The 20,916-nt window shown below is 69.5% G+C and carries 25 protein-coding genes; 15 read left to right on the top strand and 10 right to left on the bottom strand.

Going from position 1 to position 20,916, the window contains the following annotated elements; translation table 11 throughout:
* Positions 1–4: 4 nt before the first annotated feature.
* The 6 genes from QTI68_RS26535 to nac all read right to left on the bottom strand — a co-directional run bounded on the left by QTI68_RS26535 (position 5) and on the right by nac (position 4,859).
* Positions 5–370, bottom strand: a complete 366-nt coding sequence (locus QTI68_RS26535) for a biotin/lipoyl attachment domain-containing protein (protein WP_286525921.1) — start codon at positions 368–370, stop codon at positions 5–7.
* Positions 367–1,350: a 5-oxoprolinase subunit C family protein gene (locus QTI68_RS26530; protein WP_286525920.1), complete on the bottom strand. Its 984-nt coding sequence runs from the start codon at positions 1,348–1,350 to the stop codon at positions 367–369. Before QTI68_RS26530 ends, QTI68_RS26535 begins: the two co-directional genes overlap by 4 nt.
* Positions 1,347–2,012: a 5-oxoprolinase subunit PxpB gene (gene pxpB / locus QTI68_RS26525; RefSeq protein WP_286525919.1), complete on the bottom strand. Its 666-nt coding sequence runs from the start codon at positions 2,010–2,012 to the stop codon at positions 1,347–1,349. The genes QTI68_RS26530 and pxpB overlap by 4 nt, the downstream gene beginning before the upstream one ends.
* Complete coding sequence (gene accC / locus QTI68_RS26520; RefSeq protein ID WP_286525918.1) at positions 2,009–3,361, bottom strand: acetyl-CoA carboxylase biotin carboxylase subunit; 1,353 nt, start codon at positions 3,359–3,361, stop codon at positions 2,009–2,011. Before accC ends, pxpB begins: the two co-directional genes overlap by 4 nt.
* Entirely contained in the window at positions 3,354–3,788 is a 435-nt protein-coding gene (locus QTI68_RS26515) for an acetyl-CoA carboxylase biotin carboxyl carrier protein (protein WP_286525917.1), read from the bottom strand. Before QTI68_RS26515 ends, accC begins: the two co-directional genes overlap by 8 nt.
* Positions 3,789–3,947: 159 nt before the next feature.
* Positions 3,948–4,859 carry a nitrogen assimilation transcriptional regulator NAC gene (gene nac, locus QTI68_RS26510; protein WP_286525916.1) on the bottom strand — a complete coding sequence of 304 codons (912 nt, stop codon included), beginning with the start codon at positions 4,857–4,859 and terminating at the stop codon, positions 3,948–3,950.
* A 128-nt stretch (positions 4,860–4,987) separates the two neighbouring features.
* On the opposite strand from nac, the gene QTI68_RS26505 reads away from it, so the two are divergent.
* The 13 genes from QTI68_RS26505 (at position 4,988) to QTI68_RS26445 (ending at position 15,306) form a co-directional block, all read left to right on the top strand.
* The gene (locus QTI68_RS26505; protein ID WP_286525915.1) at positions 4,988–5,806 is read left to right on the top strand and encodes a FadR/GntR family transcriptional regulator; all 819 of its coding nucleotides are present in this window, start codon (positions 4,988–4,990) and stop codon (positions 5,804–5,806) included.
* A complete protein-coding gene (locus QTI68_RS26500; protein ID WP_286525914.1) occupies positions 5,803–6,705 on the top strand; it encodes an NAD(P)-dependent oxidoreductase in 903 nt (300 codons plus the stop codon). The genes QTI68_RS26505 and QTI68_RS26500 overlap by 4 nt, the downstream gene beginning before the upstream one ends.
* Positions 6,702–7,379: an amino acid ABC transporter permease gene (locus QTI68_RS26495; protein WP_286525913.1), complete on the top strand. Its 678-nt coding sequence runs from the start codon at positions 6,702–6,704 to the stop codon at positions 7,377–7,379. The genes QTI68_RS26500 and QTI68_RS26495 overlap by 4 nt, the downstream gene beginning before the upstream one ends.
* Positions 7,376–8,071, top strand: a complete 696-nt coding sequence (locus QTI68_RS26490; protein WP_286525912.1) for an amino acid ABC transporter permease — start codon at positions 7,376–7,378, stop codon at positions 8,069–8,071. Before QTI68_RS26495 ends, QTI68_RS26490 begins: the two co-directional genes overlap by 4 nt.
* The gene (locus QTI68_RS26485; protein WP_286525911.1) at positions 8,068–8,820 is read left to right on the top strand and encodes an amino acid ABC transporter ATP-binding protein; all 753 of its coding nucleotides are present in this window, start codon (positions 8,068–8,070) and stop codon (positions 8,818–8,820) included. Before QTI68_RS26490 ends, QTI68_RS26485 begins: the two co-directional genes overlap by 4 nt.
* 36 nt (positions 8,821–8,856) lie before the next feature.
* A complete protein-coding gene (locus QTI68_RS26480) occupies positions 8,857–9,642 on the top strand; it encodes a transporter substrate-binding domain-containing protein (protein WP_286525910.1) in 786 nt (261 codons plus the stop codon).
* 21 nt (positions 9,643–9,663) lie between these two features.
* Entirely contained in the window at positions 9,664–10,113 is a 450-nt protein-coding gene (gene rpiB / locus QTI68_RS26475; protein ID WP_286525909.1) for a ribose 5-phosphate isomerase B, read from the top strand.
* On the top strand, positions 10,110–11,051 hold the full coding sequence (gene rbsK, locus QTI68_RS26470; protein ID WP_286525908.1) for a ribokinase: 942 nt from the start codon (positions 10,110–10,112) through the stop codon (positions 11,049–11,051). Before rpiB ends, rbsK begins: the two co-directional genes overlap by 4 nt.
* Before the next feature lie 94 nt (positions 11,052–11,145).
* Positions 11,146–12,354 carry an aspartate transaminase gene (locus QTI68_RS26465; RefSeq protein WP_286525907.1) on the top strand — a complete coding sequence of 403 codons (1,209 nt, stop codon included), beginning with the start codon at positions 11,146–11,148 and terminating at the stop codon, positions 12,352–12,354.
* A gap of 36 nt (positions 12,355–12,390) precedes the next feature.
* Positions 12,391–13,062 (top strand): RraA family protein, encoded by a 672-nt coding sequence (locus tag QTI68_RS26460; protein ID WP_286525906.1) that lies wholly within the window; start codon positions 12,391–12,393, stop codon positions 13,060–13,062.
* 92 nt (positions 13,063–13,154) lie between these two features.
* A complete protein-coding gene (locus tag QTI68_RS26455) occupies positions 13,155–13,931 on the top strand; it encodes a glucose 1-dehydrogenase (RefSeq protein ID WP_286525905.1) in 777 nt (258 codons plus the stop codon).
* A gap of 8 nt (positions 13,932–13,939) precedes the next feature.
* Positions 13,940–14,974 (top strand): L-idonate 5-dehydrogenase, encoded by a 1,035-nt coding sequence (locus tag QTI68_RS26450; protein ID WP_286525904.1) that lies wholly within the window; start codon positions 13,940–13,942, stop codon positions 14,972–14,974.
* An 8-nt stretch (positions 14,975–14,982) separates the two neighbouring features.
* A complete protein-coding gene (locus QTI68_RS26445) occupies positions 14,983–15,306 on the top strand; it encodes a DUF1161 domain-containing protein (RefSeq protein WP_286525903.1) in 324 nt (107 codons plus the stop codon).
* Positions 15,307–15,310: 4 nt separating this feature from the next.
* Here QTI68_RS26445 and QTI68_RS26440 read toward each other — a convergent pair whose 3' ends face one another.
* Both QTI68_RS26440 and QTI68_RS26435 read right to left on the bottom strand, forming a co-directional pair.
* The gene (locus tag QTI68_RS26440; protein WP_286525901.1) at positions 15,311–15,868 is read right to left on the bottom strand and encodes a DUF4124 domain-containing protein; all 558 of its coding nucleotides are present in this window, start codon (positions 15,866–15,868) and stop codon (positions 15,311–15,313) included.
* A gap of 27 nt (positions 15,869–15,895) precedes the next feature.
* Positions 15,896–17,464 carry a phosphoethanolamine transferase gene (locus QTI68_RS26435; RefSeq protein WP_286525900.1) on the bottom strand — a complete coding sequence of 523 codons (1,569 nt, stop codon included), beginning with the start codon at positions 17,462–17,464 and terminating at the stop codon, positions 15,896–15,898.
* Between the two features lie 210 nt (positions 17,465–17,674).
* Between QTI68_RS26435 and QTI68_RS26430 the strand changes: the two genes are divergently transcribed.
* Entirely contained in the window at positions 17,675–17,926 is a 252-nt protein-coding gene (locus tag QTI68_RS26430; protein WP_286509445.1) for a hypothetical protein, read from the top strand.
* Positions 17,927–17,934: 8 nt separating this feature from the next.
* Here the strand turns inward: QTI68_RS26430 and QTI68_RS26425 are convergent, their stop codons facing one another.
* Positions 17,935–18,828, bottom strand: coding sequence for a LysR family transcriptional regulator ArgP (locus tag QTI68_RS26425; protein WP_286525899.1), 894 nt, complete (start codon positions 18,826–18,828; stop codon positions 17,935–17,937).
* Positions 18,829–18,898: 70 nt separating this feature from the next.
* Here QTI68_RS26425 and QTI68_RS26420 point away from each other — a divergent pair, with 70 nt between their 5' ends.
* Positions 18,899–19,525, top strand: coding sequence for a LysE/ArgO family amino acid transporter (locus QTI68_RS26420; RefSeq protein ID WP_286525898.1), 627 nt, complete (start codon positions 18,899–18,901; stop codon positions 19,523–19,525).
* On the opposite strand, the gene QTI68_RS26415 is transcribed toward QTI68_RS26420, so the two are convergent.
* The gene (locus QTI68_RS26415) at positions 19,494–20,819 is read right to left on the bottom strand and encodes an NAD(P)/FAD-dependent oxidoreductase (protein WP_286525897.1); all 1,326 of its coding nucleotides are present in this window, start codon (positions 20,817–20,819) and stop codon (positions 19,494–19,496) included. The genes QTI68_RS26420 and QTI68_RS26415 overlap by 32 nt on opposite strands.
* Positions 20,820–20,916: the final 97 nt, after the last annotated feature.

Below are 20,916 nucleotides of genomic sequence, written 5' to 3'. Positions count from 1 at the left end.
GCCGTCAGGTCGTTTGAAACTCGATCAGGGCGGCGCCGAAGCCGACCGCCGCCCCATCGTCCGCGAGCCACCGGGCCACCCGACCGGCCACCGGCGCAAGCACCGGCAGCAGGAGTGGGCCGATCTGCAGCACGCCCACGGCCTGCCCCGCCGACACCGGCTCGCCGATGGGCGCCAGCGCTGCGGCATGGAGCGGGTGCGCATGCCTGAAGACGCCGACCGAGGCGGCCCGCAGCGTCGTTGTCGCGCAGTGGGCCTGCGGCGCGCCGAAGCGCAGGGTCTCGAAGGGCGTGCGCAGCTCGAAATAGCCGATGTCGGTGGCGGCCAGCCAGCGCGCGATGTCCTCGCGTTGTGCGTCGGTCTTCTTCACCGGGCGCCCCGCGCGCTGCAATGCAGCGCCACCATCCGTTCGACCTTCGCCAGCCATTGGCGGGCTTCGTCGCGCGCCGCGACGGCCTGCGCCCAGGTGGTCTCGATGAAACGGATGCGGCTGCCGATCGGCGCCTGCCCGAGCCGCCACAGGTCAGCCTCGATCACGGTGCCGAACTTGGGATAGCCGCCGGAAGGCTGGGCGTCGCGCATCTGGACGATCGGCTGGCCGCTGTGGGGCACCTGGATCACGCCCGGCACGATGCCGTGCGACAGCAGCTCCATGGGTGCGATCGGCCGCAGCGCTTCGCCGTCGAGCCGATAGCCATAGCGATCGCTCTGGGCGGTGATCTTCCAGTCCCGGTTCCAGAAGGCTTCGCGCGACGCGGGTTCGAAGGCCAGGTATTCGGCCGCCGGCAGGACCCGCACGGCCGCGATGCCGTCGCGCTGCAGGGGCATGGCCAGCGCCGGCGGCACCAGACCGAAGCCGGTGGGCCGGCCGTGGCCGTCATGGCCGCAGCGCAGCACGTCGCCGCGCTTCAGCGCCCGCCCCTCGAAGCCGCCGAAGGCGCCGCGCAGCTGGGTGCTGCGCGAGCCCAGCACCTCCGGCACGTCGACGCCGCCGGACAGGCACAGCAAGGCCCGGCTGGCCCGCATCGGACCCTTCGGGACGCCCAGCGCCAGCACCTCGCCGGCTCGTGCGCGATGCGTCCACCAGGGCAGCAGGGGCCGCTCGTCCAGCCGCGCGTCGCAGTCGGCGCCGGTCAGGGCAAAGGCGCAGTCCGCGCCGAAGCGCAGCTTGAAGGGAAACACCGGGATCTCGATGCCGGCCGCCCCCACCGCGTTGCCGAGCATCAGGTTGCCGGCCGCCAGCGCCAGGTCGTCCATGGCGCCCGAGGTGCCGACGCCCCAGCGCAGGCTGCCGTTGCGGCCGAGGTCCTGGACCGTCGCCAGCGCCGCGTTGGAAAGGATTTCGATCATCGCAAGACGGCCTCCACGCGGAACCGGATCATGTCGCCCGGCTGCAGGGCGGCCGGCGGCTCGGCCGCCGGGTCGAAGAAGGACATCGTGGTGCTCCCGATGGTGTTCCAGCCGCTCGGCCCGGCGGACGCGGAGACGCCGGTCTGCGCACCGCCGATCGACACCGCACCGCCCGGGATGCTCATGACCGGCACCTTGCGCCGCGGCGTGGCCAGGCGCGGGTCCATGCCGCCCAGGTAGCAGTAGCCGGGATGGCTGCCCAGCGCATACACCGGGTAGAGCGGCGCGCTGTGGAGCTCGACGATCTGGTCGACCGAGAGCCCGGTGTGCGCGACCACGTCCGCCATGTGCGGCCCGCCGGCGCCGCCGTAGACCACCGGCAGCTCGACCACCCGACCGCTGCGGGCGAGCGGTACTGCGGCCTGCCATGCGGCCATCAGCCGCTCCTGCAGCGCATCGAGCGTCTGCGGCGGCTCGACGAAGGTCAGCATCAGGTTCTTCATGCCCGGCACCGCTTCGCGGATCTCGGGCCAGGCCTCGGCCTCCTTCGCCAGCGCCCAGATGCGCTGCTGGGCTTCCAGGTCGAACGCGCCCGGCGCCTCGAACAGCAGCGCCGTGGTGCCGAGCAGGCTGAATGCCGGCGTCGCGGGCAGCGCGTTCATGCCGCGCTCCGCTGCGCCAGCCAGCGCTCCAGATGGTGGATGTCGACGCCGCCGGCGGCGAAGCCCTCGTCCCGCATGATGGCCCGATGCAGCGGCACGTTGGTCGCGATGCCCTCGATCTGCATCTCGGCCAGCGCCAGGCGCATGCGATCGAGCGCATCGGCGCGCGAGCTGCCGTGGACGATCAGCTTGGCGATCATCGAGTCGTAGTACGGCGGCACGCGGTAGCCCGCGCCGGCATGCGAGTCGACCCGCACGCCGAAGCCGCCCGGCATGTGCCAGCCCGTGATGCGGCCCGGCGAGGGGGCGAAGCTGTCCGGATCTTCGGCGTTGATGCGGCATTCGATCGCGTGGCCCTGGCAGGCGATGTCGGCCTGGGTCAGCACCAGCCGTTCGCCGCGTGCGGCGCGCAGCTGCTGCTGCACGATGTCGATGCCGGTGGTCATTTCGGTCACCGTGTGCTCGACCTGGAGCCGCGTGTTCATCTCGATGAAGTAGAAGGCGCCCTTCTCGTACAGGAATTCGAAGGTGCCCACGCCGCTGTAGCCGAGCTGCCGGCAGGCGGCCGCGCAGCGCTCGCCCACCTCCGCCACCAGCGCCTCGTCGATGCCCGGCGCCGGCGCTTCCTCGACCACCTTCTGGTGGCGCCGCTGCAGCGAGCAATCCCGGCTGCCAAGCCAGATCGCATGGCCATGGCTGTCGGCCAGCACCTGGATCTCCACATGCCGCGGATGCAGCAGGAACTTCTCGATGTAGACCTCGGCGTTGCCGAAGGCGCGGCGCGCCTCCTCGCGGGTCAGGGCGATGGCCTCGAGCAGGGCGCTTTCTTCGTGGACCACGCGCATGCCGCGCCCGCCGCCGCCGCCGGCGGCCTTGACGATGACCGGAAAGCCGACCTCGCGCGCCAGGGCCAGCACCTCGGCCGGCGCCGAAGGCAGTCCTTCGTCGGGCCCGGGAACGCAGGGCACGCCGGCCCTGCGCATCGCACGCTTGGCCGCGACCTTGTCGCCCATGGTGCGGATGCAGGCCGCGCTGGGGCCGATGAAGACCAGTCCGGCGTCCTCGACCTGCTGCGCGAAGCCCGCGTTCTCCGACAGGAAGCCATAGCCCGGATGGACCGCCTGCGCGCCGCTGACCTCGGCGGCGAACAGCAGCGCCGACGGGTCGAGGTAGCTTTGCGACGGGCTCGCCGGGCCGATGCACAGGGCCTGGTCGGCCTGCCCCACATAGACCGCGTCGCGGTCAGCTTCCGAGTGGACCGCCACGGTCTTGAGGCCCAGCCCGCGGCAGGCGCGCTGGATGCGCAGGGCGATTTCCCCGCGGTTCGCGATCAGGACGGTGTCAAACATCGGGCTGCCCCCGGTGGATGCGAAAGAGCGCCTGCCCGCCTTCGACTTCGTCGCCCGAGGCCACCAGCACGGCTTCGATCATGCCGTCGGCGTCGGCGCGCACCTCGTTGAAGACTTTCATGGCTTCGATCACGCAAAGGGTCTGGCCCGCTGCGATACCTTGGCCGACCCGCACGTAGGGAGGCTCGCCGGGCGTCGGCTGCAGGTGGACCACGCCGTAGAGCGGCGCCACGCACAGGGTCGAGGCGTCGGCGGCAGTCGATGGCGCCACCGGCTCGGCGACCCGCGCCGTGGACGGCGATCCGTCTTCGGCGGGCGTCGCCTTCTTCACCAGCCTCAGCGTGCTGCCGTTCTCGCTGAAGCTGAGTTCCGCAAGGTCCGACGCCGCCAGAGAATCGATGAGTAGCTTGATCTGTTCCTGGTTCATACCCGGGTCCGCCGCTGGGGGCAGGCTCCTGAAGGACCGACGCGCTCCACGAACGCGTGACGGCTGGCATGAAAGGTAACTGGCGCGCGCGCCGATGCCAAAGACGGTTTGGCTGTGGCGGGATAAGGGCGCCTTATGACGCCGGCCGCGGCCCGGGGCTCAGCGGGTGGCGGCGCCGCCGTCCAGGTCGGTGACCAGTTCGAGCAGGATGTCCTTGACCGCCTGCGCCGGCTCCGACAGCGGCAGGTGGTCGGACTGGCAGAGCGCGAGCGGCGCTTCGATCACGGGGTCGACGATCTGGAACTGCCAGGCGCCGCAGGCCGCGACCACCTCGCGCGCCATCGAGGCCGGCAGGATGGTGGCGCCCAGGCCGTCGGCGATCGCGGCCGTCAGGGTGAAGGCGGATTCGATCTCGGCCACGATCCGGGGCGCGATGCCCAGCCGCATGCAGGCGGCATCGACCAGCTTGCGCACCACGTTGTAGGGGCGCGGCAGGAACAGTTCGATCTCGTGCAGGTCGGCCAGCCTCACCGGCTGCGCCGGCGCCGGCAGCGACGCCGGCCCGACCAGGAACAGGGGCTCCTTGAGCAGCGGCAGGAAGGTCAGTCCGTGGATGGCCTTGTCGCCGTACAGCACCGCCAGGTCCATGCGGCCGTTCATGATCAGCTCGCTCAGGGTGGTGCCGTAGTTCTCGTTGAGGTACAGCAGGATGCCGGGATGGCGCGCCCGCACGGTGCGCAGCAGCGGCAGCGACAGCGCCGAGGCCGCCGTCCCCGGCGCCAGCCCGACCGACACCGGCCCCGACACGCCCTGCCCGGCCGCCTCCATGTCGACCGTCGCCTGCTCGCACTGACGCAGGATGATCTGGGCATGCCGGTACAGCACCTTGCCGGCCTCGGTCGGCGTGACGCCGCGCCCGGTGCGCACGAGCAATTGCTGGCGGACTTCGCCTTCGAGCGTGGCCAGTTGCTGGCTCAGCGCCGGCTGGGCGATGAACAGGTGCTCGGCCGCCTGGGTCAGGCTGCCGATGTCCACGATCTTGACGAAGTATTTGAGGCGGCGGAGGTTCACGACCGGTCCACATGCAAAAGACAAGCCTGGCGTTCGGCTGTCGGGTTCCCATCTTAAGCACGCTGCCATTTCCAGGCTACGGGACTACCCGAATTCGCACGTTGGTCAGCCGCTGGTAAAACCACGGCATGACAACAAAGTCCCGGATTCCGAACATCACCCGCGCCGAGTCCGAAAACCAGACGACCGGCTTCGCCAAGGTGTTCGGGTTCCTGCGCGAACAGCTGCTTGAAAGCCGCATCCGCACCGGCGACCGGCTGCTTCCCGAACGCGAACTGGCGCTCCAGCTGGGCGTCAGCCGTCCGATCGTGCGCGAAGGCCTTCGGGCCTTGTCCATGATGGGCGTGGTCGAGATCCGCGAACGCGTCGGCACAGTGGTGCGACAGCCTGACGTTTCGGTGCTCGGCGACGTGTTCGCCTTTTCGCTGGCGCAGGCACCGGATGCGCTGGACGACGTCATGCAGGCCCGCATCGCACTCGAATGCCAGGCCATCCGCCTCGCCTGCCAACGCGCCACGACCGCCGACATCGAGCGCATGCGCGCAGCACTGGACGTCATCGAGGCCACGGTGGACGACGCTGCCGGAGGGGCACTGGCCGACTTCGAATTCCACCAGGCGATCGTGCGGTCGAGCAAATCCGACACGCTGATCCAGCTGCATGGCGCGATGGCCGCGATGCTGACCCGCTCGCACCGGGACCGCCGCCATCTGGTGGGCGAGCACAAGGACGAGTCGATCAAGCGCACCGTGGTCGAAGACCATCACCTGCTGCTGGAAATGGTGATCGCCGGCGACGAAGACGCCGCCGACCAGGCCCTTCGCAAGCACTTCCGCATCGGCGACGAATTGAGGCGGCAGAAGGCAATCGCTCCCCGCAAGGCGCCCGCCACGCCGGCGGCCCCGCCAACCGTCAAGAAACCCAGGAAGGCCAAGGCAACCCCATGAGCGATGAAACAAGCAAGGGCGTCGTCGGCTTCATCGGCATCGGGACGATGGGGCGCGAGATGGCGATCAACCTCGCGAAAGCCGGCCATCGCGTCAAGGCCTACGACGTGCGGCGAGAGGCCGTCGACACACTCGCGCCTTTCGGCATCGACGCAGCGGCCAGCATTGCCGATGCAAGCACCGGGGCCGACGCCGTGGTCACGATGCTGCCGGACACGCCCGACGTCGAGGCTGTCGTCTATGGCGACGGCGGACTGCTTGCCCATCCGCCGGCGGGTCGACTGGTCATCGACATGAGCACCATCGCGCCCGGCGCCGTGCGCCGCATGTCCGCCGACCTGGCCCGCATCGGCGTCGGATTCCTCGACGCGCCCGTTTCGGGGGGTCCGATCGGCGCCCGGAACGCGGCGCTGTCCATCATGGCCGGAGGCGACGCGGCAGCCTTCGAAAAGGCCCGGCGCTTCTTTTCGGCGATGGGAACGACGATCACGCACGTCGGCGAAAGCGGTTCCGGCCAGACGGTCAAGCTGTGCAACCAACTGATCTGCGGCATCAACTTGCAGGCGATCTGCGAAGCACTGGCCCTCGGCCGTGCCGCCGGCGTCGACCTGCCTCGGCTGCGCCAGGTGCTCATGGGGGGATCGGCCGCTTCCTGGATGCTCGACAAGCTGGGCCCCCAGATGATCGACGGCGACGCTTCGGCCGGCTTCCGGATCGACCTGATGCTCAAGGACCTGCGCCTGGTGGCACAGCAGGCCGCGGAAACCAACGTGCCGCTGCCGGCCACTTCGCTGGTCACGACGCAATACCTCGATGCACGGGCCCACGGCGAAGGATCCAACGGCAACCAGGCCCTGTTTCGCGTCTACGACCGCATGAGCGGACAGGCGCCGGCATGACGCTCGATTTCGCGGCGGTGCTGTCGCGCTGGCCGATGTTTCTCGACGGCGCGATCGTGACCGTGAAACTCGCGACCGGTGCCACCGTCATCGGCTTTGCCATCGGGACGCTGTTCGCGATCGCCAAGCGAAGCAACGTGGTGTGGGCGCAGCGCGTGGCAAGCGCCTATGTCGAGGCGATCCGCAACACACCGCTGCTGGTGCAGATCTTCCTGGTCTACTTCGGCCTCAGCAGCATCGGCCTCAAGCTGCCCGCCATCACGGTGGCGATCGCGGCGCTGATCATCAACGTCGGCGCCTATGCGACCGAGATCATGCGGGCCGGCTTCGACTCCATCCACAAGGGCCAGGTCGAGGCCGCCGAATGCCTGGCGCTCAGCCGCCGGCAGATCTACTGGCACGTGGTCCTGCTGCCGGCGATGGAGCGGGTCTACCCGGCGCTGACCAGCCAGTTCGTGCTGCTGATGCTGGCGACCTCGGTCTGCTCGCAGATCTCCGCCGAGGAGCTCACGGCCGTGGCGAACTTCGTCCAGTCCGACACCTACCGGCCGTTCGAGACCTACGTGCTGGTCGGCGTGCTCTACGTGCTGCTCTCTCTCGCCATGCGCGCAGCGTTCTGGGGGCTGGGCATGTGGCTCTTTCCGCGCCGGCGTCGCCTGGGGACCGCCCTGTGACCACCGGCCTGAACGCCAATCACCTGCTGTTCCTGCTGCAGGGAGCAGCCTGGACCATCGGCCTGTCGTTGATCGCCTTCATCGGCGGCGGCCTGCTCGGCATGGTCGTCGCGCTGTGCCGGGTGTCGCCGCTCAAGTCGGTGCGCCTGGCCACCGGCACCTACGTGCAACTGGTGCAGGGCACCCCGCTCATGGTGATCCTGTTCATGACCTTCTTCGGCCTGCCCGCCCTGGGCTTGAAGATCTCGCCGCTGACGGCAGCGAGCGCGTCGCTGCTGGTCTATGTATCGGCCTACCTCGGCGAAATCTGGCGCGGCTGCATTCTTTCGGTGCCGCGCGCGCAGTGGGAGGCGGCCGAATGCCTGGCGTTGACGCGCGCGCAACGCATGCGGAAGGTCGTGTTGCCGCAGGCGATCCGCATCGCCACGCCGCCCACCGTCGGCTTCATGGTGCAGATCGTCAAGAACACCTCGCTGGCATCGGTGGTCGGCTTCGTCGAGCTGGCGCGTGCCGGCCAGATCATCAACAACTCGCTGTTCGAGCCCTTCCTGGTCTACCTGATCATCGCGGCGGTCTACTTCGCGCTGTGCTATCCCCTGTCGCGCTGGAGTCGCCGGCTCGAGAGCCGCAGCGCCCGGGCGCAGGAAGCCCGGAGCTTGTCCACCCCGCCGGGCCAACTCTCACTGACATGAGCGACATCGATATGAACAGCGGCGATCCCATCGTGATGCTGCGCGACGTGCGCAAGAGCTTCGGCAACCACCTGGTGCTGGCCGGCGTCGACATGGAGGCGCATCGCGGCGAAGTCACGGCCATCATCGGCCGCAGCGGCTCCGGCAAGAGCACGGCGCTGCGCTGCATCGATCGCCTCGAGGTGGTCGACAGCGGCCAGATCTCGGTCTGCGGCCGCCGCGTGGACGACCCGAACGTCGACCTCAAGGCCTTGCGCCTCGACGTCGGCATCGTCTTCCAGAGTTACAACCTCTTCCCGCATCTGACGATCGAAGAGAACATCATGCTGGCCCCGCGCGCCGCCAAGGGCGTCGACAAGGCACAGGCGCGCGAACTCGCGCAATCCGTCCTCGCCAAGGTCGGCTTGTCGGAGAAGGCGAAGGCCTATCCGGAGCAGCTCTCCGGTGGCCAGCAGCAGCGGGTTGCGATCGCGCGGTCGCTGGCGATGCAGCCGAAGGTCATGCTCTTCGACGAGGTCACCTCCGCGCTGGACCCCCAGTTGACCGGCGAGGTCCTCAAGGTCATCGAGGAACTCGCTGCCGCCGGCATGACCATGGTCATGGTCACCCACGAGATGGCCTTTGCGCGCCGGGTGGCCGACAAGGTGGTCTTCATGCATTCCGGGCGCGTCTGGGAGCACGGCGATGCAAGCATCCTGACCGATCCGCAAACGCCGGAACTCCAACAATTCGTGCACAGCGACTTGTAGCTTCACCGATCCCAAGCGAAAAACCAAGGAGACAACATGACACCGATTCGTGCTTCCCTCGCAGCAGCCTGCCTCAGCCTGTTGGCATTGACCGCGCACGCCGACCTGCTGGACGACATCATGGCGGCGAAGAAGATACGCATCTCCACCGACGTCGCGATTCCTCCGGCGGGCATGATGGATGCCAACATGCAGCCCACCGGCTCCGACGTCGAGACCGCGAAGCTGCTGGCCCAGGATTGGGGCCTGCAGATCGAGTGGGTGCCGACCACCGGCGCGACCCGCATCCCGAACCTCAACACCGGCAAGGCCGACATCGTCATCTCGACCCTGTCGGTCACGCCCGAGCGGGCCAAGATCATCGACTTCTCGAAGCCCTACGCGGTCCTTCAATCGGTCGTGGGCGCGCCGAAGAATGCGTCGATCAAGGATTGGGGCGACCTGAAGGGAAAGAACGTCACGGTCTCCCGCGGCACGACGCAGGACACCGAACTGAGCGCCATGGCGAACGACAAGGGCTTCAAGGTCGCGCGCTACGACGACGACGCCACCGTGGTCGCCGCAGGCGCAACCGGCCAGGCGGAGGTGGTCGCGACGTCGGTGGCGCTGGTGAACCAGATCTCGGCCAAGAATCCGCAGAAGCCCTGGGAGCCGAAGTTCGTCATCCGCAACTTCGACCTCGCGATCGGCGTCAAGCAAGGCGAGCCGAGGTTGTTGGCGAAGCTAAACGAATGGGTCGCCGCCAACCTCAAGAACGGCAAGCTGAGCGACATCTACAAGAAGTTCTATGGTGTCGGCCTGCCCGATTCGATGACCCACTGAAACCTGAAAGAACGCTGCACCATGAAACTCGCCATCGGCTCGGACCACGCAGGTTGGGCACTCAAGGGCGGCGTGATCGCCCATCTCGAGGCGCTCGGCCACCAGGTGGTCGACGTCGGAAGCCATGACGCCAACCCGGTGGACTTTCCGGACATTGCCCAGGCATTGACGGCCCAGGTGCTGTCCGGCGAGGTCGAGCGCGGCATCATGGTGTGCGGCACCGGCGTCGGCGCGGCGATCGCGGCGAACAAGGTGCGCGGCATCCGCGCCGCCGTCTGCCACGACGTGCATTCGTCGCACCAGAGCGTCGAGCACGACGACGTCAACGTCATGTGCATCGGTGCCCAGATCGTCGGACCCTGGCTGGCCAACGACCTGGTGACGGCATTCCTCGATGCCAGGTTCGACGACAACGAAGACTATCGCCGTCGGGTCCGGAAGCTGCACGACATGGAGCGAGACCTCAAGTGAACGCCCCGGCGTTGCGGCAAGGCGTCGTCGTCTTCGGCAGCCTGAACATGGACCTGGTGGCACGCGTGCCGCGCATGCCCGGGCCCGGCGAGACCCTCACCGGCGAGAGCCTGCTCGTCAATCCCGGCGGCAAGGGGGCCAACCAGGCGGTGGCCTGTGCGCTCCAGGGTGCTTCCGTCCGGATGGTGGGTCGGGTCGGCGACGATGACTTTGCGGACCAGCTGCGAGCAGCCCTGGACAGCCGTCAGGTCGACCACACCGGCGTCGGCAGCACACCGGGCCAGAGCACCGGCGTGGCGATGATCATGGTCGACAGCAGCGGACAGAACTGCATCACCGTGATTCCCGGCGCCAATGCATCGGTGACTGTCGCCGATGCGGACCTCCTGCAGACGCACCTCGAACGGGCGGCGATGCTGCTGCTGCAACTCGAGGTGCCGCTGGACTCGGTGGTGCGTGCCGCCGCGGTATCGCGCCAGGCCGGCTGCACCGTCCTGTTGAACCCAGCGCCTGCGCAATTGCTGCCGCCCGACCTGTGGCGATCGACCGACATCCTGGTCGTCAACGAATCCGAGGCCAGCCTCCTCTCCGGCATGCCCTTGGTCACGCGCTCGAACGCCGGGGAAGCTGCGAACCTCCTGCGCCGGAACGGACCGGACGACGTGCTGGTGACCCTGGGCGAGCAAGGCGTCGTGTGGTGCTCGGGTGCCGGAACGCAGCACTTCGAGGCGCAGCCGGTTGTCGCGGTCGACACCACGGCGGCGGGGGACACGTTCATCGGGGCGCTTGCGGCCCTGCGGGCGGAAGGCCGCGGGATGGCCGAGGCCATTCGCCATGCCATACGCGCTGCGGCAATTTGCGTGACGCGCGTCGGCGCCCAGGCGTCGATGCCCACGCGGGCAGAAGTCCTTCGGGAGACCTTTCCCAACCCACCATAAGCTCTTCCTATACGACCAGAGCGAACTCGTCTTGGCCTCGCGAGCGGGATTTGCGTACCGTTCGGTCCGTGCAATCCCTCAACCAGGAAGACATGTGACCACCTCCCGAATTGCCGCCCGCGTGCGGCGGATCAAGCCCTCGCCCAGCACCTCCGCCGCCGACCGTGCCAACGAACTGCGCCGCCAGGGCAAGTCGATCGTGAACCTCGTGGTCGGCGAGCCCGACTTCGACACGCCGGCCCACATCCGCCAGGCCGCCGCCGCCGCGATCGAGAAGGGCGCCACGCGCTACACCCTGATGGCGGGCACCGTGGAGCTGCGCCAGGCGATCGTCGCCAAGCTCGAACGCGAGAACGGCCTGCACTACGCGATGGACGAGATCATCGCCACCAACGGCGCCAAGAGCGCCATCTACAACGCCCTGGCGGTCACGCTGGAGCCCGGGGACGAGGTGATCGTGCCCGCCCCCTACTGGGTGTCCTACCCGGACATGGTGATCGCCTGCGAAGGCGTGCCGGTGACCGTCGCCTGCCCCGAATCCAGCGGCTTCAAGCTGCAGCCGGCGCAGCTCGAGGCGGCCATCACGCCGCGCACCCGCTGGCTGCTGATCAACTCCCCCAGCAACCCCACCGGCGCGAGCTACACCGCCGACGAGTACCGGGCCCTGGCCGAGGTGCTGCTGCGTCATCCGCAGGTGCTGCTGATGACCGACGACATCTACGAGCACATCCGCTTCGACGGCCAGAAGACGCCGCATATCCTCGCGGTCGCCCCGGCCCTGCGCGACCGCACACTGGTCGTCAACGGCGTGTCGAAGACCTACGCCATGACCGGCTGGCGCATCGGCTACGTGGCCGGGCCGGTGGACCTGGTGCGCGCGCTGGACACGCTGCTGTCGCAGTCGGCTGGCAACTGCTGCTCGGTCAGCCAGGCCGCGGCGGCGGCGGCGATGAACGGCGAGCAGAGTTTCGTGACCGAGAGCGTCGCCATCTACAAGCAGCGCCGCGACCGCACGCTCGCGCTGGTCAACGCGATCGAGGGCCTGAGTTGCGCGACGCCGCCGGGCGCGTTCTACCTCTACATCAACTGCGCCGGCCTGATCGGCAAGACCACGCCGGCGGGCAAGACGCTGGCGGAGGACGGCGACGTGGTGATGTACCTGCTCGAGAGCCAGGGCGTGGCCGTGGTCGCGGGCACCGCCTACGGGCTCTCGCCCTACTTCCGCCTCTCCATCGCGACCTCGATCGAAACGCTTGAAGAAGGCTGCGCCCGGATCGCCCGGGCCGTGGCCGAGCTGCGCTGACCCCCCACCCCGAACACGGCAGTCCAGGACACCACCATGACATTCAAAGGCATCCGCAAGAACCCGTCCGCGCCGCAGGTCGACGCAGCGATCCTCGCCGCGCTGCGCGACATCCCGGTCGCGGCACTGAGCGACAACATGCACCGCAACATCGGCAGCGTCGGCCTCACGCCCTACCACCGGCCCGGCCCGGCCACCATGGCGGGCACGGCCGTGACCCTCAAGTCGCGCGGCGGCGACAACCTCACGCTGCTGCGGGCCTTCGAGTTCTGCCGCCCGGGCGACGTGATCGTGATCGATGCCGACGGCGACCTCTCGAATGCGGTGATCGGCGGCATCCTGTCCTTCTACGCCGCCACCATCGGCACCGCCGGCGTGGTGCTCGACGGTGCGATCCGCGACCTGGCGGAGATCCGGGCGCGCGACTTCCCGGTGTATGCGCGCGGCGTGAACCACCGCGGCCCCTACAAGGACGGCCCGGGCGAGATCAACGTGCCGGTCTCGGTCGGCGGCATGGTGGTGAACCCCGGCGACATCGTGGTCGGCGACCAGGACGGCCTGATGGCCTTCGCGCCGGCCGAAGCCGAGGCGCTGATCGCCAAGGCGCGCGCCCATCTCGAGGTCGAGGCCAACACCATGCGCGCCATGAAGGAAGGACGCTGGGACCGGTCCTTCATCGATGCGCTCGAGGCCCGCTGCGCGAACTGAGCCAGGGGGAAACCCCGGCCGTCCGCGCGCCGCTGGCCGACCGACAATGGCGCTGGCCCGGCCGTTCCTCCCATGACTCCCTCGGACACCGCATGACGAACAACGTACTCAAGTCCTTCGACCTCACGGGGCGCACCGCCCTTGTCACCGGCTCCAGCGCCGGCATCGGCTTTGCGCTGGCCCGCGGCCTGGCCGGCGCCGGCGCCCGCGTGATCCTGAACGCGCGCAACGCGGCCAAGCTCGAGGCCGCCGCCGACGTGCTGCGCGGCGAAGGCCTGCAGGCGCTGACCGCCGCCTTCGACGTCACCTCGGGAGAGGCGGTCACGGCCGCCATTTCGCGCATCGAGGCCGAGGTCGGCGCCATCGACATCCTGGTCAACAACGCCGGCATGCAGCGCCGCGCGCCGCTGGACCAGTTCGCCGAAGCCGACTGGCACGAGCTCATGAAGACCAACGTCGACAGCGTCTTCCTCGTCGGGCAAGCCGTGGCGCGGCACATGATCGGGCGCCGGCGCGGCAAGATCGTCAACATCTGCTCGGTCCAGAGCGAACTGGGCCGCCCCGGCATCGCGCCCTACACGGCCAGCAAGGGCGCGGTCAAGATGCTCACCAAGGGCATGGCGATCGACTGGGGCCAGCACGGCATCCAGGTCAACGGCCTGGGGCCGGGCTACTTCAAGACCGAGCTGACCGACGCCCTGGTCAAGAACGAGGAGTTCACCCAGTGGCTGGTGGGCCGCACCCCTTCGCGCCGCTGGGGCGATGTCGAGGACCTGGTCGGCGCGGCCGTCTTCCTGTCCAGCGACGCCTCCAATTTCGTCAACGGCCACATCCTCTACGTGGATGGCGGCGTGACCGCAACCCTCTGAGGACCCCCATGGAAGCGCTCGTCATCCACGCCCCCGGCGACCTGCGGGTCGAACAGTTCGACACCGCCCCGCTCGGGCCCGACCAGCTGCAGGTGCGGGTGCGCTGCGGCGGCATCTGCGGCTCCGACCTGCACTACTACCAGCATGGCGGCTTCGGCACCGTGCGCATCAAGGAACCGATGGTGCTCGGCCACGAGGTGGCCGGCATGATCGAGGCGGTGGGCGCCGACGTGCGCGGCTTCGCCGTCGGCGAGCGCGTCGCGATCAGCCCCAGCCGGCCCTGCGGCCTGTGCACCTACTGCCAGCAGGGCCTGCAGAACCACTGCCTCGACATGCGCTACTACGGCAGCGCGATGCGCACCCCGCACGTGCAGGGCGCCTTCCGCCAGCAGATCGTGGTCGAGACCCACCAGGCCCACAAACTGGCCGATTCGGTCAGCGACGGCGAGGGGTCGATGGCCGAGCCGCTGTCGGTGGCGCTGCATGCGGTGCGCCGGGCCGGATCGCTGCTGGGCAAGCGGGTGCTGGTGACGGGCTGCGGCCCGATCGGCGCGCTGGCGATCATCGCGGCGCGGCGCGCGGGCGCGGTCCACATCGTGGCCACCGACGTCGGCGCGCACACGCTGGGCAAGGCGCTCAAGGTGGGCGCCGACGAGGTGGTCAACGTGGCCGACGACCCCGAGGGCCTGCAGCGCTTCACGGCCGACAAGGGCAGCTTCGACGTGCTGTTCGAGGCCAGCGGCAACGCGCGCGCGCTGGTCGGCGCCTTCGACGCGCTGCGCCCGCGCGCCGTGATCGTCCAGCTCGGCCTGGGCGGCGAAATGACGCTGCCGATCAACACCATCGTGGCCAAGGAATTCGACCTGCGCGGCGCCTTCCGCTTCCACGAAGAGTTCGCGGTGGCCGTCGAACTGCTGAACAAGGGCCTGGTCGACGTCAAGCCGCTGATCTCGGCCACGCTGTCGTACCGGGATTCGGCCCGCGCCTTCGCGCTGGCGGCCGATCGCTCGCAGGCGATGAAGGTGATTCTGAACTTCGACTGACATCCGTCATGACCAGAACCTGGCTGCTCCCCATCGCTTGTGCGTTCGCCGGCGCGGCCGCGGCCGCCGAACCCTGCGAAGCCCTGCGGGCACAGATCGAAGCCAAGATCGCCGCCGCCGGCGTGACGCGCTTCACCGTCACCACGGTGGACGCGGCTGCGGTGGCGGCCGGCCAGGTGGTGGGCAGCTGCGAGCTCGGCAGCAAGAAGATCGTCTACCAGCGCGAACCGGCCAGCGGGGCCGGGGCGGCCCCTGCGCGAGCGCGCGGCGAGCCGATCCTCACGGAGTGCAAGAACGGCACGGTCTCGGTCGGCGGCGATTGCCCCCGATAGCGGCTCAGCGGCAGACCGTCGTCGTCCCGACCGGCTGGCAGTTCTTGCCGTCGATGCTCCGGTAGCGCTCCAGCTGGCCTGAGCGGTTGTACCGGTTGCCCTGGCGGTCGTCGCAGCCGCCCGCGTCGCAGCTGCGGATCCGCGGCCGCATGTCGCGTGGAGGCGCAGGCCGGCCATAGGCGCCGGCATAGCCGGGATAGGCATAGCCGGAACCGTCGTCGACCAGCATCGGGTCGCTGCCGCGGTCGCTCCAGCGCGAATCGCCGGCCTGCTGGTTGCTGTTCGCGCCGCTGCCGATCACGCCCGGGCCGGAAGGCGCCGGCGGCGCATGCACGATGGGCGCCGGCGGCTCGCGCGGCACGGCCACCGGCCGGTCGCCGCCGTCCGCGGCGGGTGGCGGCGCCTCAAGGATCGTGACCCGCCCCACCGCGCGGGCACCCGCGGGGCAGGCGCCGTCGGTGTAGCTCATGTTGCCGGCCGCGTCCGCGCAACGCACCACCTCGGCACCGGCAACCGGGCCGAGTAGCAGGAGCATCGCGAAGGTCAGAGCGGTCCGGCACATGGCGCATCCATTGTGCCGGGCTCCGCTTCACTCCGAGAAGGATTTCACCTCGACCGGCAGCACCGGCGCCTGCCAGCGATAGGTCGCGCTCAGCGCGTTGCGGTCCGGCGGCGCGCCAGGCCATTGGATGTCGAGCAGGTCCGCGATCGTCCAGCCGGCCCAGTCCGCCCTGAGAGGCGTGAGCGCAGCCCCGGCTGCGCGCGAGGCATCGGGCGGGTCCTGCCAGATGACGGCGGGAATCCGATAGCCCGACGCGGTGGTCGGGCTGTGGCCGGCCCGGTCGCTCACATGGCCGACCTCCTGCCCGTGGTCGGACAGGTACATCCAGGCCCGGTAGTCGCCCGGCCGGCCCGCCCGGCGCGTCAGCTGCAGCGTCTCGGACACCACGAAGTCGTGATAAAGCAGCGCGGCGTCGTAGGTCTGGCGGTAGCGCCGCACCCAGCTCGAACGGCCGCGCTCGACCAGGCCGGTCTCGACCGCATCGACCTGGTCGTCGAACGGGTTCTCGCCGGCGGGGAATCTCAGGCTGTAGTGCGGATGCGCGCCCATCAGGTGGACCACGATGAGCTTGCGCTCGGCCGGGTCTTCCAGGGCCTCCTGCAGGCAGTCGAGCAGTTCGCCGTCCAGCGAAGCGCCGGCCCGGCCCGGCGTGCGATTGACCATCTCGACCACGTCGGCCAGGCGCGCATGCGCCTGCTCGACCGCGATGTCGTCATGGTTGCTCATCCACCAGACCTTGTAGCCGGCCGTGCGGGCCAGCGCCAGCAGGTGCTGCGGCGACTCGCCGGCCGGCACGCCGAAGTTGAACAGGCTGCGCAGTGCCGGCAGGGTGCTGGCATCGACCGACCAGGCGTTGCGGATCACCAGCATGTCGTCGCCGAGCAGTTGCCGGTGCGCCAGCAGGCGCGGCGTCGTCGCCCGGCCGTAGCCGTAGAGCGCCAGGTTGTCGCGGTTGATGCTGTCGGTGATGACCAGCACCACGGTGGACGGCCCCGGCCGGGTCGCCACCGGCGCGGCTTCCCGGGCCCGCTGCAAGGCCTGGTCGCGCGCACGCTGCTGATCCGACCAGGCGAGGCGCAGCGCCTGGACCGAATGGGCCCAGTCGGTCCAGAACGCCACTGGATGCAGGCGGCGCCAGGGCTTGCTGGCATGGGCGGCGGCGGCCAGCAGGAGCGCCGCGCACAGGAGCCCGATCGCCCAGGGCGGCCAGGGTGCGGTGGCCCGAGCGCCTTGCCGCACGCAGCGTCCGAAAACCCATCCTGCAACCATCAGCGGCGCCGCCCAGACCACCAGCGCGCGCCAGTGCATCGAGAGGTACTCCGCGCCCTCCCGGCCGTTGGTATTGGCTGCCGACGCCAGCACCAGCGCGCTGTTCGGTGCCGCCTGGTAGGCCTCCAGCAGGTAGCCGCGCGCCACGCCGTCGAAGGCGAAGGCCATGGCGCCCAGCCACAGCAGGGCGGTGCGCAGCCGATGGATCCGGCGGCTGCGCACCGGCCACAGCATCCAGGCCAGCAAGGGCAGGCCGAGCGCGAACAGCTGGGCCACGCGCCGGCCGTCATGTCCCAGCACCACCAGCGCCAGCAGCATGGCTCCCATGGCGGCGCAGGCCTTCAGTGGGCGGATATGCCGTGTGGCGGTCGCTGGCGCGGAGGCAGGCGGTGGGGGGACCCTCATGGCCGGCGGATTCTGGCAGCGCCCGGAACCGGCAACGGACAGAGTCCCTTGGGCGAGGCGGCCCATTCCCCGCCCCGATCGGCCAGTTAACATGCCCGACCGAGCCACCCATCCCGAGAGAGCAGCAGCGCCATGGCGAACGAATCCAACCGACAAGCCGAACTGAAGAAGATGGTGCTGTGCACGTCATGCGCCGGCATCCAGCGCAACTGGCGGCGCGCGCCAGGGCATGCCGAACTGGTGCAGCAATCGAGCCGCAAGGAAGAGCGCGACGGCCACACGGTCAACGTCACCAGCTACCGCTGCGACGCCTGCGGCACGCGCTGGGAATACGAGAACGACAAGACCAACCAGCAGGCCGGCTGGTCGGTGATCGGGCAGTAGCGCGGCTGCTACCCCTGCTCGAGCATGGCGGCGGCGGCCGCATGCACCGCCCCCGTCAACAAACGCAGCGCCTGCGATTCGACACGCCAGTGCTGCCAGTACAAGGCCACGTCGAGCGACTGCCCCGGCACCAGTTCGACCAGATCGCCGCGCGCGAGCAAGCCGGCCACCAGCACCTGCGGGTTCATGCCCCACCCCAGGCCCTGCACCGCCGCATGCACGAATCCGTGGGTGCCGGGCACCCGGTGCAGCGGCGGCGCCAGCTGCTTGCGCGTGAGCCGGCGCATGAACCGCGCCTGCAGCGCGTCCTTGGCATTGAACACGTTGCAGGGCGCCGCAGCCAGCGCCGCGGCATCGACACCGCGCGCGAAGTGCCGGGCCATGAAGGCCGGGCTGGCGACCGCCAGGTAGCGCATCGCGCCCAGGGGCTCGACCACGCAGCCCTGCACCGCCTGGGGCTCGGCGGTGACGGCCGCCATCACGCGGCCCTCGCGCAGCAGCAGCGCCGAATGGTCCTGGTCCTCGACGTGCAGTTCGAAGCTCACCGGGCCGGCGGCCTGCACCGCGGCCAGCGCCGGCACGAACCAGGTGGCCAGCGAATCGGCGTTGACCGCCAGCGCCAGCGGCAGCACGGCATCCGGCGCGCCGAGGCCGAAGGGCCGCAGGGCGTCGGCCTCCAGCAAGCGCACCTGCTGCGCATGCCGCTGCAGCGCCTGGCCGGCCGGCGTCGCCACGCAGGGCGAGGCCCGCTGGATCAGCACCCGGCCCATCCGCTCCTCGAGGCCCTTGATGCGTTGGCTGATGGCCGACGGCGTGACGTGCAGCGCGCGCGCCGCGCCATCGAAGCTGCCTTCGCGCAGCACGGCATCGAAGGCGGCGAGCTGGCGCGAGTCGATCTGCATGTCAAAAATTCTAATCTGGTGTCAGAAAGATGAGTTTGATTGATCCGCCCGGGGCCGCTACCGTGCGGCCATGTTCCTGATCTTTGCCAAGGGTTTCCTCACATCGGCCGCGCTGATCGTCGCCATCGGGGCGCAGAACGCCTTCGTGCTGCGCCAGGGCCTGAAGCGCGAACACGTGCGCGAGGTGATGCTGGTCTGCGCCTTGTCCGACGCGCTTTTGATCGCCCTCGGCGTGGCCGGGCTGGGGCTGCTGGTGCAGGCCAACGCCCCGCTGCTGGCGTTCGCACGTTGGGGCGGTGCCGCCTTCCTGCTGGCCTACGGCGCGCTGGCAGCCCGCCGTGCCTGGGCCGGCGAGCGGATGTCGCTGCCCTCGACCGCGCCGATGAGCCGGCGCTCGGCCCTGGCCGCCTGCCTGGGCTTCACCTACCTCAATCCGCACTGCTGGCTCGACACCGTGGTGCTGCTGGGCGCCGTCTCGGCCCAGCAGCCCGCGGGCGGGCGCTGGATCTTCGGCATTGGCGCGGCGTGCGCCAGCGTGGCCTGGTTCGTCGCGCTGGGCTACGGTGCCCGGCTGCTCGGCCCGCTGTTCACGCGCCCCCTGGCCTGGCGCGTGCTCGACACCCTGGTGGCCCTGCTGATGGCAACGATCGCCGGGTCGCTGCTGTTCAATCCGCCTTCAGGATGGTCTCGCCCTTGAGCGGACCCCAGTCGCGGATGTTGTCGCGCCGGCGCTTCCAGCCGCCATAGGTGCGCCGCCAGTTCACCACCGAGATGAAGTAGTAGAGCACCTTGAACATCCACAGCGAACGGCGGTACGCCGGCCCGTGGTGGATGTCGGCCGCCAGCAGCGACATCAGGCCCTGCTTGGCCTTGAAGACGTTGTTGGGGTGCATGAACATGTCGCGGATCGTCGGGTTGGTGACCCGGTAGATGAACCACGAGTAGTCGCGCGGCCCCACCCGCATGCGCTTCTCGAGCGCCTGGCGCGCCGCCGCCAGCTCCGCCGGCCGGTCGAGGGCGGTCGCCACCAGCGCGGCGCCATCGAAGGCGCTCTGCATCGCCAGGAACACGCCCGAGGAGAACATCGGGTCGATGAAGGTGAAGGCGTCGCCCACCATCAGGTAGCGCTCGCCGGTGGCATGCGTGCTCGCGTACGAGAAGTTACCGGTGGCGTGCACCGCGTCGTCGACCAGCGTGGCGTTCGCGAGCCGGTCGTGCAGTTCCGGGCACATCGCGATGGTGTCGAGGAAATAGTCCTTCAGCGGCTTGTCGCGCGCCTTCAGGTAGTAGGCCCAGCACACCGCGCCGACACTGGTGGTGCCGTCGGCGAGCGGAATGAACCAGAACCAGCCGTGCTCGAACCAGCAGATGCTGATGTTGCCCTCGCGCCGGCCCTCGAGGCGCCGCGCATTGCGGAAGTGGCCGAACAGCGCCGTGCTGTTGTGGTCGGGGTTCTTGTTCTTGCACTTGAACTTGGTGGCCAGCAGCGTGTCGCGGCCGCTGGCATCGACCACGAAGCGTGCCCGCCAGCTGCGGGTGCCGCCATCGTCGAGCACGGCCTGCACCGTGGCGCCCTCGGCGTCGAAATCCACCTGCCGGACCCGGGCGCCTTCAAGGGTCAGCGCGCCCTCCTTGCCGGCGTGGCGGAACAGCAGTTCGTCGAGTTCGGATCGGCGCACCTGCCAGGCCGAATCCTTGGTCGGGTCCCAGCCCTCGGAGAAATCGACGTAGCTGCGGTAGTCGAGGTCCGGCGGCACGAACTCGATGCCGAACTTGGGCATGCCGATCTTCTCGACCTGGTCGCGCACGCCCAGCTTGTCGAACAGCTCGACATTGCCCGGCAGCAGGGACTCGCCGATGTGGAAGCGCGGGTGATGCTCCTTTTCGAGCAGCACCACCCGCCGCCCCTGGCGCGCGAGCAGCGTGGCGATGGTCGAGCCGGCCGGCCCACCGCCGACCACCAGCACATCGCATTCCTGACTTGTCTCCATGACTCCGGCTCTCCATTGAATTCACTTGACGCGGCCCGCATTGTGCCGGGGTCGCGAACCGCCCCGCGAGGGCCGGCCGTGAAGTCGCAGGACTTGC

The sequence above is a fragment of the Variovorax sp. J31P207 genome (assembly GCF_030316965.1).
In the GTDB taxonomy this organism is placed as follows: Bacteria; Pseudomonadota; Gammaproteobacteria; order Burkholderiales; family Burkholderiaceae_C; genus Variovorax; species Variovorax ginsengisoli_B.
The sequence above is the reverse complement of the archived record's forward strand: the minus strand, read 5'-3'. Positions and strand labels throughout refer to the sequence as shown.

Excerpts from the sequence above, each read along its gene's own strand:
- QTI68_RS26445 (WP_286525903.1), top strand. The coding sequence starts at position 14,983 with ATGACCAGAACCTGGCTGCTCCCCATCGCTTGTGCGTTCGCCGGCGCG.
- QTI68_RS26530 (WP_286525920.1), bottom strand. The coding sequence starts at position 1,350 with ATGATCGAAATCCTTTCCAACGCGGCGCTGGCGACGGTCCAGGACCTC.
- QTI68_RS26435 (WP_286525900.1), bottom strand. The coding sequence starts at position 17,464 with ATGGGAGCCATGCTGCTGGCGCTGGTGGTGCTGGGACATGACGGCCGG.
- QTI68_RS26425 (WP_286525899.1), bottom strand. The coding sequence starts at position 18,828 with ATGCAGATCGACTCGCGCCAGCTCGCCGCCTTCGATGCCGTGCTGCGC.
- QTI68_RS26485 (WP_286525911.1), top strand. The coding sequence starts at position 8,068 with ATGAGCGACATCGATATGAACAGCGGCGATCCCATCGTGATGCTGCGC.
- QTI68_RS26515 (WP_286525917.1), bottom strand. The coding sequence starts at position 3,788 with ATGAACCAGGAACAGATCAAGCTACTCATCGATTCTCTGGCGGCGTCG.
- QTI68_RS26440 (WP_286525901.1), bottom strand. The coding sequence starts at position 15,868 with ATGTGCCGGACCGCTCTGACCTTCGCGATGCTCCTGCTACTCGGCCCG.
- QTI68_RS26450 (WP_286525904.1), top strand. The coding sequence starts at position 13,940 with ATGGAAGCGCTCGTCATCCACGCCCCCGGCGACCTGCGGGTCGAACAG.
- QTI68_RS26420 (WP_286525898.1), top strand. The coding sequence starts at position 18,899 with ATGTTCCTGATCTTTGCCAAGGGTTTCCTCACATCGGCCGCGCTGATC.
- QTI68_RS26415 (WP_286525897.1), bottom strand. The coding sequence starts at position 20,819 with ATGGAGACAAGTCAGGAATGCGATGTGCTGGTGGTCGGCGGTGGGCCG.
- accC (WP_286525918.1), bottom strand. The coding sequence starts at position 3,361 with ATGTTTGACACCGTCCTGATCGCGAACCGCGGGGAAATCGCCCTGCGC.
- QTI68_RS26480 (WP_286525910.1), top strand. The coding sequence starts at position 8,857 with ATGACACCGATTCGTGCTTCCCTCGCAGCAGCCTGCCTCAGCCTGTTG.
- QTI68_RS26495 (WP_286525913.1), top strand. The coding sequence starts at position 6,702 with ATGACGCTCGATTTCGCGGCGGTGCTGTCGCGCTGGCCGATGTTTCTC.
- pxpB (WP_286525919.1), bottom strand. The coding sequence starts at position 2,012 with ATGAACGCGCTGCCCGCGACGCCGGCATTCAGCCTGCTCGGCACCACG.
- QTI68_RS26505 (WP_286525915.1), top strand. The coding sequence starts at position 4,988 with ATGACAACAAAGTCCCGGATTCCGAACATCACCCGCGCCGAGTCCGAA.
- QTI68_RS26430 (WP_286509445.1), top strand. The coding sequence starts at position 17,675 with ATGGCGAACGAATCCAACCGACAAGCCGAACTGAAGAAGATGGTGCTG.
- QTI68_RS26500 (WP_286525914.1), top strand. The coding sequence starts at position 5,803 with ATGAGCGATGAAACAAGCAAGGGCGTCGTCGGCTTCATCGGCATCGGG.
- QTI68_RS26460 (WP_286525906.1), top strand. The coding sequence starts at position 12,391 with ATGACATTCAAAGGCATCCGCAAGAACCCGTCCGCGCCGCAGGTCGAC.
- rpiB (WP_286525909.1), top strand. The coding sequence starts at position 9,664 with ATGAAACTCGCCATCGGCTCGGACCACGCAGGTTGGGCACTCAAGGGC.
- QTI68_RS26455 (WP_286525905.1), top strand. The coding sequence starts at position 13,155 with ATGACGAACAACGTACTCAAGTCCTTCGACCTCACGGGGCGCACCGCC.